Source organism: Geotalea daltonii FRC-32, assembly GCF_000022265.1.
Classification (GTDB): domain Bacteria; phylum Desulfobacterota; class Desulfuromonadia; order Geobacterales; family Geobacteraceae; genus Geotalea; species Geotalea daltonii.
On sequence record NC_011979.1, the window covers coordinates 3,848,477 to 3,860,824 of the forward strand.

Consider the following 12,348-nt stretch of genomic DNA (forward strand, 5'->3'; position numbering starts at 1 on the left):
GACCTTGCAGTGCCGCCCTTTATTCCTCAGGCGTCCATGATGCAGGTTATCGGTGCTTCTTGCAATATCCGGCGGGTGTCCGCTCGCCGTTGCTGCTCAGTCACTCTCTCCCGAAGCCACGGCAGCCGTTATTCCACATGATTCAACATTAATTTCAACAAGACCGCCGGAAGGTTTCTATGGCCGCCCTGGCCAGCTCATCGCAGCGCTCGTTTTCCGGGTGACCATTGTGCCCCCGCACCCAGAGCCAGTGGATGGTGTGAAGGCGGGACAGTTCCATGAGCCGTTCCCACAATTCCCGGTTCAACACCGGCTCCTTTTTGCTGTTGACCCAGCCTTTCCGCACCCAGCCGCCGATCCACTCGGTCATCCCCTTGACCAGATACTGGGAATCGGTGGTCAGATGGACCTCGCACGGTCTTTTCAGGGAAGCGAGCGCCTCTATGGCGGCAGTCATCTCCATGCGGTTGTTGGTGGTGTTGCCGTCGGCGCCTGACATCTCCTTGACGTTGTCCCCATAGCGGAGGATGCAGCCCCAGCCGCCGACACCCGGATTACCGCTGCAGGCCCCGTCACAAAAAATCTCAACCTTCAATATAGGCCCCTTCAGCTTTCAAAAGCTCGGCGATTGCCGCCATTACCCGGTCAACGATGAGCTGATGGGTCTCTTTGCAATCCTGCAGCAAATACAGATCGGAAAAATCCAGCGGCTGGCCGAAGACAACAGCGGCTTTCTGGCCGATGCCGGGAAATTTCCAGTGATTGAGGCCGATGAGCGCGGTGGGAATCACCACGGGCCTGGTGTCATAGATGATCTTGCCGACTCCGCGGTTGCCCTTGCCCAGCACGCCGTCCTTGTGCCGGGTTCCTTCAGGGTAAAGCATGACCTTCTGATCCCTGAGCAAGTCATTGATTGTTTTGCCCGCCCGTACATCGCGGCCGCGTTTGACGGGAAAAGCGCCCCATGAACTATAGAGCCAGCGCTGAAATATGCTGGTGAAGAGCTCTTCTTTGGCTGGAGCCCAGAGCATCTGCAAGGCATGCCGCCTGATCACCGCCCAGGGAAGGAATATGGTTTCATAGGCGGATATGTGGTTTGAGGCTATCAACACACCGCCGGACGGGGGAATGTTGTCGCTCCCCTTGATGTGGAAGTTGTTGATGGACGAGGCGTAAAAACCGACAACATGGCAGGAAAAGGTTACCCAGAAGCGGCGCAGAAATGAGACTTTCAAGGACTACCTCTGTTAGAAATGGGATAGAGCCATACATATAGCATGATTGACAAAAAGGGGGCAAGTTTGTTGAAACAGCAGGAGGAACCGGGAACAGGGAATGACAGCTAATGGAGCGGCAGGGGCAGGGGCAGATGTCTCTGTTAAATTTCAGTTGAAGGTAAAATAAAAGGTGGCTCCTTTTTCCGGCTCTCCTTCTCCCCACACCCGGCCGCCGTGATGCTTGATTATACGCTCTACCGTCGCCAGGCCTATGCCTGTCCCGGAAAAGTCGCTGCTGCTGTGGAGTCTTTGGAAAGGTTTGAAAAGATTCCCTGCCTTTTTCATATCGAAGCCGGCGCCATTATCCCGGATAAAGTAAACCTTTTTACCCTCATCTTCCCTGGCCCCGAAATCAATTCGTGCATCGGGACGTTTGCCCGTATATTTCCAGGCGTTTCCCAGCAGGTTTTCCAGTACCACATGTGCCAGTTCGGGATCGCAACAGGCGGTGACATCTGCCGCAATATTGAAAACAACCTGCCGGCCCGGCGCTGTCAGCTGCAATTCGGTGGTAATGTCGAGGGCAAGCCGGCTAAGGTCCACCTCTTCCCGCTTTATCTCTGCCTTTGTCACCTGCGACAGCGCCAACAGTGCTTCAATCAGCTCTTCCATCTGCTCGCACGCATCGGTGATGGTATGCACGAAAAATTTTCCATTTTCGTCGAGCAAGGGGGCGTAATCTTCCTGCAGAGCCTGGCCGGCGCTGAAAATGCGCGTCAACGGCGTACGCAGATCGTGGGAAACGGAATAACTGAAGGCTTCCAGTTCTTTATTAGCCGCTGCCAGTTCTGCAGTGTGGGCGAAAAGATCTTCATTCAATTTTTTTATCTGTTTTTCCGATTTCTTCAATTCCGTAATGTCGATGACTATGCCGACAAGTCCGGCAACGCCCCCCCTGGCATCGGTAAAGGTGGCACTGTTCAAAATGACCTGCCGCTGGCCGCTATCTGCACAAGGAATTGTGGTTTCGAATATCTGCACGCCGGGCTCGGCGAAAAGTTTCCGGTCCATGCTTTCCTGGGCCGCGGCAAGGTCGGGAGATAAAAATTGAGAGGCTGTCTTACCGATGACACCACTTTTGGCAATACCGCTGCAGTGGGTAAAGGCTTCGTTGCAACCCAGGAAAACGCCATTTCTATCCTTGTAGAATATCGGGCTGGGTATGGTATCGATCAGCCGTTGCAGCAGATTGGCCTGACGCTCAAGCTCGGCTTCGGTCTGCTTGCGCCTGGTAATGTCCCTGACCATCTCGATGCCGGCGATGACTTTGCCGTTTTTATCCCGCAGGGACGAGGAAATGATCTCGACGTGGATTTTCCCTTCTGATCTGGCTGGAGATGATTCGCGCCGGTAAACCTTGCCGTCGCGAAAAGATTTGGTCAGATCGCAAAAATCACAGGTTTTTTCATTCATTTGGTAGGCCCGGTAGCAGTATTCACCCACGTGGTCACCTACCAGCGCCTTATGGGCATCATTCTGATAAAGTACTTTGAGGTCGGTATCCTGAATGCTGATGCCGTCCCCCATGGCGGAGACTATGGCTATCGTCTTTTCCTTTTCCGCTTCAGCCTCGTCCACCGCGGCTTGCAGGGTAGTTTCCAGCAGATCACGCTGCATCAGAACCCGTCTCATATAGAAGGCAAATCCAATGATGAACAAGGAGAAAAAACCACGCATGGCCAGCTCTCGGGTTCCCGGCGCGAACAGCTGCTGACGCAAGGTCCCTTCGCGCATGAGATGGGCATCGAAGACAGCGTCTCCAAACCAGAACAGAGCGAGGGCCCCCATGGCAATGGGGATAATTTTTTCGCTGGTGTTCCTCTTACTCATTATTTCATCCGTCCTCACAAACTCATTAATGCTCACAACCATATCCCATCGACGGCAAATTTACAATGACCGCATTTTCCCCCGGTCAATTTATCGGCTGAGACCACATATCCGGTGCGGCGGATGAGCAGCTCGCCGCACTCCGGGCAAAAGGTATGTTCACCCTGGCTGCCGGGGACATTTCCTTCATAGACATAGCGCAGCCCCGCGTTTTTGCCAATCTGCCGGGCACGGTCCAGGGTAGCCAAAGGGGTCCTCGGCTGGTCGAGGAGCTTGTAGGTGGGATAGAACTGGCTCACATGCCACGGCACCTCAATGCCCACCTTTCCGGCAATAAAGCGGGCGATGCCTTCCAGATCGGCATCCGAATCATTCCAGTTGGGAATGATCAGCGTGGTGAGTTCAATCCAGATTTCCTGCCGCTTGTATTCCACAATGGAATCCAGCACCTCCTGGAGCATGGCATGCACCACCTCTTTGTAGAAGCGGTCGGAATAGCCTTTCAGATCGATGTTGGCCGCATCCAGGTAGGGCCGGATCTGGCTCAATGCTTCCGGGGTAATGTAGCCGTTGGTGACGAAGATGTTCTTCAATCCTGCTGCCCGTGCCAACACTGCAGTGTCATATGCGTATTCGAAATATATGGTCGGTTCGGTATAGGTGTAGGAGATGGAAGCACACCCGCTACGCTTGGCATTGGCGACTATTTCCTCAGGGCTGAGTTCCGTTCCCATGATCTCCAGCGTACCGCCGCTTGGTTGGGAGATGGCATAGTTCTGACAATGGAGACATCTGAAGTTGCATCCCACTGTGGCTATTGAGTATGACCTGCTGCCTGGAAGAACATGGAACAGTGGCTTTTTCTCTATGGGGTCCACGTGTTCCGCAATTGCTTTGCCATAGACAAGGGTATAGAGGGTGCCGCCCTGGTTCTCTCTCACCATGCAGATGCCCCGTTTGCCTGAAGGTATCAGGCAACGAAAGCGGCAGAGTCCGCACTTGACAGTATCGCCCGTTTTCCTTTCATAAAACATTGCCTCTTTCATGGTATTACCTCCTCTTGCTTATCGGCAAAGGTAATGGGAAAATAAGGAAAAGTTCAAGATCCTGCGGCGGGATTTGCCCCAGTACACTACTTTAACTGTACCATTAACCACAACGATAAAAAGCGGTAATAAAAGCGCCCCGGTGCAGATTATTTGCATCGCATAGCCGCTCCGAACAAGGGCAGACGGATGCAGCAGGCATAAACCACTGTTTTATTCAATAGTTATCAAATTATTGTCTTGCAGGAAAAATGTTGATTACCTAAGATAATGGAAACAAAAGAAAAAAGGAGAGATGAATGCATTGCCCAATCTGTAAAAGCAGCAAAAAAGTGGAAATCGACATGCATGCCGACGGCTACGCAAAGGACCTGCTGGAGTGCAACGAGTGCGGAGCCATCTGGACAGACTACCTGGGCAAGATTACCCTGCTGAACGCACAGGCCGCCTGATCGACAAATACCGGGAATCCGCGCCACCCGGATTCCCGGAAAAATTTTCCTGCTGCAAACACTCCTTACCAGCCTATTACTCCGAGACTACCTTTTCCAGGATCTCATCATAGATACCCGCCATCACCTGCCAGTCATAGCGACTGACCGCATCCCTCAGCATCTCCGTCGAAGGGTGAGCAACTTTCAACAATCCCTCAAGCTTCGCCTCAAGCTCCGTTTCTCCATCATAGAAGAATTGCCCATACTGCTCATCCGGAAGGTGTTCCGGATATGCAAGCCGCTTCGGCAGCAGCGGCAGACAGCCGCAATAAACTGCCTGGACGACGCTTGCGCCAAAGAAATCATGGTAAGAGGTAACTGGCAGTATATCCGCTTCCCATAACCAGCATGCGTATTCGGCAAAGGTTTTCGCAAAACCGAATTGAATAATTCTATCGCCAAGCCGCTCACGGGCTTCGTGAAAGACTCCCGGTGCATTGGAAAAACTCTCACCCAGAACGGCAACCTCAAAATCGAGATTTCTGGCTGCCAGGCGTTCAAGCACGTTAAAGAACCCATCGGGGTTCTTGTCATATTCCCAACGGTGGTTCCATAATACAAGTGGCGGTCTTATAGCAGGCTCGCTTTGTATTTGACGATGCGGGTCCAATTGCCGCAGGTCCATGCCCAAATGCAGCACCCGGGATTTCCGACCTATAGATTGAATGCTGCTCCACTCCCGTTTGTCGGGCATCGCCTTGAGGAAACATGGCAATTCTGCCATGAAGGCATCGTGGTGATAGGCGGAGTTGAAAAAGACGGCATCGGCGGCAAGGGCGCTTGCATAGTTGATGAATGCGTAATGCATGTCACGGTTCAGGGCCTTGTCGGCATCATCGGGAGACCACGGGTAGGTAAGCTGATTTTCGTGGAAATAGAGAGCTGCCTTGCAGGGGGCCGATTTTGACCGTGTCAGGGCGAGAAAGGTGGTTAGATCCAGCATGTCCGTGGCCAGAAGGAGATCCGGCTGGAATTTTGAATCGAGGAACCGGTGAGCTAGAGCGACGGCGCCGCCATGCATCCGCCATTTCCAGTGCCTGCCGGGAAGACTGAGGATCTCCACCTGGTGTCGGCTATAGCGGGCATATTCCTCGGCCCAGGCGGCATGAGACCCCGTGAAGAATGGTTCCAGGAGGGTGATTTTCATTTAGATTCCTCAGAGGCCTTCTGAGTGAATGGCAACGCGGCAGATTGGCCCTTTAGGCCCCGCGGGTCCGCAGTAGTTTTGCATCAGCTTCTTAGAACATGAAGCGGCGCATGCTGATATTGAGGAGTATTCCCACCCCCACCATGGATGTAACCATGGAGGTCCCTCCGTATGAAAAGAACGGCAGCGGTACCCCCACCACCGGAAAGAGACCGATGACCATGCCCATGTTGATGACGATATGCCAGAAGATCATGGCCGTAACACCAACAGCCATGAGGCTGCCGAACCGGTCGTTGCACCTTGAGGCAATATGCAGTCCCCACAGGACCAGAAACAGGTAAAGGGCCAGTACCGTCATGCAGCCCACAAAGCCCCATTCCTCTGAAAAGACTGAAAAGGCGAAGTCGGTATGTTGCTCGGGAAGAAACCGCAGCTGGCTTTGGGTTCCATGGAGGAAACCTTTGCCGAGCACCCCCCCCGAACCGACGGCGATCTTGCTCTGAATGATGTGGTAGCCGCTCTTCAACGGGTCCTGTTCAGGGTTGAGGAAGGTAATGATACGGGCCTTCTGGTAGTCCCGCAGGTAGTAGTGCCAGGCCAGGTAAAAAATCGGCACCGCTGCAAGCATGATGGAGACGACGGCACTCCATCGGACCTTCACATAAAGGAGCATCGAGGAGGCGATGAGGATGACCATGATGGCGGTACCCAGGTCGGGTTGCTTCATGATAAGCAGTGCCGGGATGCCGAGTATCATGCATGGATAGATCAGGTCTCGCAGCGTAAGGCCGTTAAACACCGGGTACCTGCTGAAGAAACGGGCAAAGGTCATTATGACCACAATCTTCATCGGCTCGGAAGGCTGAATATTGATGAATCCCAGGTCCAGCCAGCGCGTGGCCCCCATAGATGTCTTGCCGATCAGGAGAACGGCCACCAATAGCAGTACCACCCCCCCATACACCCAGTAGGCTATGTCATCCAGGATGTGATAATCGATACTGCAGGCCAGAACGCAGAGAGTGACCCCGGCCGTGATCCAGTATAGCTGCTTGATGAAATAAGGGGGTCCTGCCATCTGGTAAGAAGCGGTGGCGCTGAAAATATTGACCACCCCGATACCGCAGATAAGCAGCACCAGCGTCAGCAGGGTCCAGTCGAAATTGGTGAACAACCTTCTGTCAAACATTAAGGACAGCCTCCACTACCAGGGCTTGCAAAACAGCCTGCCATTCAAAGCCCCGCTGAAACTCATTCTTCATCTTCTGCAGGAATTTCATCCGTCTGCTCCACATCCTCTTTCTTAACCGGTTTTTTTATCACTCCTTTACCCTCGAAATAAGCCCTCAGGATGCGTCCGGCTATGGGAGCCGCGGCGGCGCCTCCGTGCTCGCCGTGTTCAATGACGACGCCGACCGCCACTTCAGGCTTTTCAAAGGGCGCAAAGGCTACAAAAAGGGCATGGTCGCGGAACTGGTAGGGAACATCACCCCTGCTGTCCCGAAGCTTTACCACTTGTGAAGTGCCGGTCTTGCCTGCCACCTTTACCTCATAGAGACGTGCCGCCCCACCGGTGCCGTGAGGCTCGTTGACGACGGCAGCCAACCCCTCTTTGACCAGTTTGTATGTGGAAGGTTTTATTACGGCAGTGCCGATAGTTTCCGGTGCAAATTCCTTTAGCACCTTTCCGTCCGGATCTATTATCCGCTTCACAAGATGTGGCCGATAGATGGCGCCTTCATTGGCAACGGTTGCTATCATCGAAGCAAGCTGGATGGGCGTTGTCAGCACATAGCCCTGGCCAATGGCGACGGAGAGCGTTTCGCCCCGGTACCACTTTTTGCCATACTTCTTGAACTTCCAGTCGGAAGTGGGTATCACTCCACTCTTCTCGTTATCGAGACCGACCCCCATGGTCTGGCCAAGGCCGAGCTTTCTGGCATATTGAGCGATCTTATCCACCCCCAGGCGCTCGCCCAGTTGGTAAAAATAGACGTCGCAGGATTGTCTCAGCGCTTTCTTCAGGTCGACTCGGCCGTGCCCTTTCTTTTCCCAGCATTTGAAGGTACTGTTGCCGAACTTGTACGAGCCGCTGCAGTTTACAGCAGTATGTTCATCGATCAGTCCCTCCTCCAGGCCGGCAATGGCCGTAACTATCTTGAAGGTGGAGCCGGGGGGGTATTGTCCCTTGAGAGCCTTGTTTTCCAGGGGATGCCGCTTGTCCTCAACGTACGATTTCCACTGCTCGGGAGAAAGCCTGCCGGAAAAGAGAGCCGGGTCAAAGCCCGGATTGCTGGCAAAGGCAAGGATTTCGCCGCTGTTCACATCGATAGCGACAGCAGCGCCTGCCTTGTCGCCAAAAGCTTCCTCTGCTGCTTTCTGCACATCAGTATCTATTGTGAGGACCAGGCTGTTGCCGATGGTGGGACTGGTCTCCGTCACGGTCCGCAGAAACCTCCCTCGTGCATCGACCTCCACCTCCCGGCCGCCGTCGGCGCCATGGAGATCTGCTTCCCAATTCCGCTCAATGCCGCTTTTGCCGATGTAGTCACCCAGATTATACTCGCTGAACCGCTCTTTAGCCATCTCCTGCTCGTTGATTTCTCCCAGGTAGCCAAGGAGGTGGGCGGCAAGAATACCGTTTGCATATGCGCGGATCGGTTTCATTTGAATGTCGACCCCGGCAAACAACCGCATGCGATTCTCTTCCAGGAACTCCAACTGGTCACGACTGATGCCCGAAGCGACAATGATCGGATAATATTTCGCTCTCCCTCTGCCTTTGTCCCATTTCTGCACCAATTCATCCCGGTTCAGTCCCAGGTATCTGGACAGGTTGTCGAGCAGGACCTCCTTGTCCTTGACGTCCTGTGGGATCAGCGCCACGCTGAACGAGGGGGTGTTGCTGACCAGAACCTTGCCGTTGCGATCCAGTATTGCGCCACGTGGCGCGGCAACCGGCACAAACCTTAGGCGATTATTCTCCGATTGATCGAGAAGATTATCCGATTCTATGATCTGCAGATACCAGAGCCGGGTCAGAAGCAGGAAAAACATGGTTGCTGCTGCAAGTGAAAGACCGAAGATGCGCCTTTTCGGCTCCGCGTTTTCCCGGATGTAGCGTTGATCCATTTTCATTTACGGTTCCTCTGCGACAACCGAGGCAGGCATCATGAAAATCAGGGAAGCGATCAGGGCATTGACAAGCGCCTGGGGAATCAACGACGACAAAAGCGTTGCATAGATGCCGTTGGCTGCAGAGAAAATGAATAAAAGCAGCATGTTGAAAAGCCCCGTAACGATGGTGGCAAAAAAAACGGTCAACACCATCAGATAGCGGCTGTCGGTATAGAGCCGGTCGGCTGTCTTATGGAGAGCATGGAAAATGCACAGATAGGAAAAACCATTGAGCCCGAAATAAATACCGCTGAAACAATCATGGAGAAGCCCCAGCGAGAAGGCAGCCAGTGCGCCGAAAGGGCTCTTGGAGCGTAGCCCCAGATATACAACCATGATAACCAGCAGGTTGGGATGAAAGGGGGCCAGCAGATAGTAGGGAAATACGGTTGTTTGCAGTAAGAGAACGGCAATGACGATGGAGAGAGCTTTGACAAATTTAATCATATGTTTGCTGGAGGAGGACCAGTACCTCTTCTAGTCTGGATATATTCACTGCGGGCCTTACCTCTACCGTCTGAAAGATACCATAGGCACCTTTTTTCACCATGGTAACTTCACCAACTTTTAAACCCTTGGGAAAGCCACCGCCAACACCGGAGGTAACGATAACATCCCCCACCTTCACATCTTCGTCACGCAGGGTGAACTCCAGTGAGCAGCGGCCATCGCCGGTCCCCTTCACCACTCCTCTGGCCCTTGAACGCTGCACTACAGCCGCTATGCCGCTGGCATGGTCGGTCAGAAGGAGCACCCGTGAGCTTTCTGCCGCTACCTTGACCAGTCGGCCTATAACCCCGTCAACGGCAACTACCGGCATCCCTTCCTGAAGCCCTTCGGCTGCTCCGCGATCTAGAAACAGCGTCTTGAACCAGGGAGACCCATCTTCACCAATGACACCTGCCGCCAGAGAAGGAACCTGGGTGGAGGTTTTCAACTCCAACAGGCTTTTCAACCGCTCATTGGCCATGAGCGCTTCGCGGCTTTCCGTTTCGCGGGCATTGTATAATTTGATGATCCGCCGCAGCTCCTTATTTTCCCTGCGTACGTTCACCAGGTCAAGGTAATCTGACCATAGGCCGGAAAAAAAACCATTGCCCGCCGAGCCCAGCTTCGATGCCGGCGCCATCACATTCATGACGCTTCGCTCAAGCGGACCGGCATGTTCCCTGTTTTTTAGGTGCAGTGAGTAGAAGATGAGGGCGGCCAGAAGCGATAGTCCGACCAGAAGGTAAACCTTGTATTTGTTGAACAGCTCTATCATGTGCGCTCTGGAAAATTTAAAGGGAGGCGGATGTTCCCCCTGAAATTTTCAGCTGATGTGATCCCAATTGCATTCAGTCCAGAACAAAAGGAGAAGAGGCGACATCCTCGTGGCGAATTTCATCCACGGGCTGTTTTTTGTTTTCACCGGCAAAGAGCTTGTTGGGGGCATTGAAAACAATGCCGTTGCCGATACCCACGTTCTTGTAGGCATGCACCACCCCCGGCGGCACGGTCATCATCATCGGCACGTCCTGGCCGGCAAAGATAACCTGCTTTACGCCATAGGTGGGAGAATTTTTGCGATTGTCCCACAGGTAGATCTTGAAGTTGGAAGGACCGATAAAGCAGAAGTAGTCCGTCTGATCCACATGCTCATGGGGTCCGCGGGCTACTCCCGGCTGAGTCATTGAGATATACGCCATTACCGGCATTATCTCCTCGGCAATTTCGTCAGAGCGGTACAGTTCGGCCAGCCAGCCCCTTTCGTCCAGATATTTTGTCAGGGGCCTTACCAGCACGTCATGGATCTTGCCTTTTTTGAATTCCATTTTATTTGCTCCCACAAAGTTCATTTTCGTTGTAAACGTGCTGCAGATAATCACGATAACTGGATTTGGGAGTATTGGCGATAGCCTCGGCCATGCCCTTGCAGTCAATGAATCCCAGACGGAGGGCTATCTCTTCCAGACAGGCGATCTTCAGTCCCTGGCGCATTTCCAGCGTGCCGATAAAATGGCTGGCTTCCAGCAAACTCTGGTGGGTTCCGGTATCCAGCCAGGCAATGCCGCGCCCCAGCTTCTCCACCTGCAGCTCGCCCCGGCGCAGATACTCAAGATTCACGTCGGTAATTTCCAGCTCCCCCCGTGGGGAAGGTTTCATGGCTTTTGCTATCTCCACCACCTTGCCATCATAGAGATAAAGTCCGGGCACGGCATAATTGGTCTTCGGCAGCTGGGGCTTTTCCTCAATGCTTACCGCCCGGCCCAGGCTGTCGAACTCAACCACACCATAGCGCTCAGGATCCTGCACATAGTAGCCGAAGATCTTCGCCCCGCCGCGGAATTCGGCAACGGCCCTATCCAGCCCCATTTTACCGTAAAAAATGTTATCTCCCAGAATCAGGCAGACCGGGTCGGCGCCTATAAACCGCTCACCGATGATGAACGCCTGGGCAATGCCTTTAGGCTCAGGCTGCACCTCGTAGGTGAGACGGATGCCCCAGCGGGAACCGTCCCCCAGCAGATCACGGAACCGGGGCGTATCGTGGGGAGTGGAAATGATGAGAATGTCGTTTATTCCTGCCATCATCAAGGTGGCAAGGGGATAATAAATCATCGGCTTGTCGTAGACCGGCTGCAGCTGTTTACTTGCAACAAGCGTCAGCGGATACAACCTGCTTCCCGCTCCGCCGGCAAGAAGAATCCCTTTTTTGATCCCTTTCATAGCGCCCCTTCCAGCACATTCAAAATATTAAAACCTTTATTTTCTAGCATATTGCCTGAAAGGTCGTCAAACACTAATGTTTATCGGCAATGGTGGCATCCCTTCGATAATAACAAGACTGGCAGCCATAATATCATCAAAGGCCTTGATATCGTGTGGCAGAAGCTGTTCCTCGGCTTGTCCGTAGCCGGTTCTGACCAGAAGGGGCCGACATCCGGCGGCAAGCCCTGCTTCAATATCGGCAAGCTTGTCGCCGACCATGAAAGAGGCGGCAAGATCGATGTCCAGGTCCTTGGCAGCCTGAAGAAGCATGCCCGGCAAGGGTTTGCGGCAGGCGCATTCTTTGCGGTAATGGCCAGTGCCGTGCTTCGGGTGGTGGGGGCAAAAATACCAGGCATCAATCCGTGCTCCTTCCTTGGCCAATTCCTTTTCCATATGACAATGGAGCTTTTCCAGCTTCAGCTCGTCATAATAGCCCCTGCCGATTCCGGACTGGTTGGTGACCACGACAACGAGGAAACCGGCCTCATTCAACAACCTGATAGCTTCCGGCGCATCGGGGATCATCTGAAAATCCTCGATCCGGTACAGATACTCCTTCTCCACGTTGATTGTGCCATCCCGGTCAAGAAAAACGGCCCGCCTGGTTCCTGTCATCTCACCAC

The 12,348-nt window shown here is 53.4% G+C and carries 13 protein-coding genes; 1 reads left to right on the plus strand and 12 read right to left on the minus strand.

All coding sequences use genetic code 11. The features are described from left to right. Window positions 1-154 precede the first annotated feature (154 nt). From rnhA to amrS, 4 genes are all read right to left on the minus strand, one after another. Window positions 155-595 (minus strand): ribonuclease HI, encoded by a 441-nt coding sequence (gene rnhA / locus GEOB_RS17260; RefSeq protein ID WP_012648541.1) that lies wholly within the window; start codon window positions 593-595, stop codon window positions 155-157. Next, the gene (locus GEOB_RS17265; RefSeq protein WP_012648542.1) at window positions 585-1,235 is read right to left on the minus strand and encodes a lysophospholipid acyltransferase family protein; all 651 of its coding nucleotides are present in this window, start codon (window positions 1,233-1,235) and stop codon (window positions 585-587) included. The genes rnhA and GEOB_RS17265 overlap by 11 nt, the downstream gene beginning before the upstream one ends. A 150-nt stretch (window positions 1,236-1,385) precedes the next feature. After that, window positions 1,386-3,107, minus strand: a complete 1,722-nt coding sequence (locus tag GEOB_RS17270; protein WP_154650516.1) for a PAS domain S-box protein — start codon at window positions 3,105-3,107, stop codon at window positions 1,386-1,388. A gap of 32 nt (window positions 3,108-3,139) precedes the next feature. Continuing rightward, window positions 3,140-4,153, minus strand: coding sequence for an AmmeMemoRadiSam system radical SAM enzyme (amrS, locus tag GEOB_RS17275; protein ID WP_012648544.1), 1,014 nt, complete (start codon window positions 4,151-4,153; stop codon window positions 3,140-3,142). Window positions 4,154-4,452: 299 nt separating this feature from the next. Here amrS and GEOB_RS20350 point away from each other — a divergent pair, with 299 nt between their 5' ends. Then, a complete protein-coding gene (locus GEOB_RS20350; protein WP_012648545.1) occupies window positions 4,453-4,605 on the plus strand; it encodes a hypothetical protein in 153 nt (50 codons plus the stop codon). A gap of 76 nt (window positions 4,606-4,681) precedes the next feature. Here GEOB_RS20350 and GEOB_RS17280 read toward each other — a convergent pair whose 3' ends face one another. The 8 genes from GEOB_RS17280 to gmhB form a co-directional block, all read right to left on the minus strand. Then, window positions 4,682-5,794 (minus strand): tRNA-queuosine alpha-mannosyltransferase domain-containing protein, encoded by a 1,113-nt coding sequence (locus GEOB_RS17280; protein ID WP_012648546.1) that lies wholly within the window; start codon window positions 5,792-5,794, stop codon window positions 4,682-4,684. 91 nt (window positions 5,795-5,885) lie between these two features. Continuing rightward, a complete protein-coding gene (gene rodA, locus GEOB_RS17285) occupies window positions 5,886-6,986 on the minus strand; it encodes a rod shape-determining protein RodA (protein WP_012648547.1) in 1,101 nt (366 codons plus the stop codon). Window positions 6,987-7,048: 62 nt separating this feature from the next. Continuing rightward, complete coding sequence (mrdA, locus tag GEOB_RS17290) at window positions 7,049-8,935, minus strand: penicillin-binding protein 2 (RefSeq protein ID WP_012648548.1); 1,887 nt, start codon at window positions 8,933-8,935, stop codon at window positions 7,049-7,051. Further along, the gene (gene mreD / locus GEOB_RS17295; RefSeq protein WP_012648549.1) at window positions 8,936-9,421 is read right to left on the minus strand and encodes a rod shape-determining protein MreD; all 486 of its coding nucleotides are present in this window, start codon (window positions 9,419-9,421) and stop codon (window positions 8,936-8,938) included. Further along, window positions 9,414-10,238 carry a rod shape-determining protein MreC gene (gene mreC / locus GEOB_RS17300; protein WP_012648550.1) on the minus strand — a complete coding sequence of 275 codons (825 nt, stop codon included), beginning with the start codon at window positions 10,236-10,238 and terminating at the stop codon, window positions 9,414-9,416. The genes mreD and mreC overlap by 8 nt, the downstream gene beginning before the upstream one ends. A gap of 73 nt (window positions 10,239-10,311) precedes the next feature. Then, complete coding sequence (locus GEOB_RS17305; protein ID WP_012648551.1) at window positions 10,312-10,788, minus strand: dTDP-4-dehydrorhamnose 3,5-epimerase family protein; 477 nt, start codon at window positions 10,786-10,788, stop codon at window positions 10,312-10,314. Between the two features lies 1 nt (window position 10,789). Continuing rightward, window positions 10,790-11,683 (minus strand): glucose-1-phosphate thymidylyltransferase RfbA, encoded by an 894-nt coding sequence (gene rfbA / locus GEOB_RS17310; RefSeq protein WP_012648552.1) that lies wholly within the window; start codon window positions 11,681-11,683, stop codon window positions 10,790-10,792. 66 nt (window positions 11,684-11,749) lie between these two features. Continuing rightward, on the minus strand, window positions 11,750-12,340 hold the full coding sequence (gmhB, locus tag GEOB_RS17315; RefSeq protein WP_012648553.1) for a D-glycero-beta-D-manno-heptose 1,7-bisphosphate 7-phosphatase: 591 nt from the start codon (window positions 12,338-12,340) through the stop codon (window positions 11,750-11,752). Window positions 12,341-12,348 lie beyond the last annotated feature (8 nt).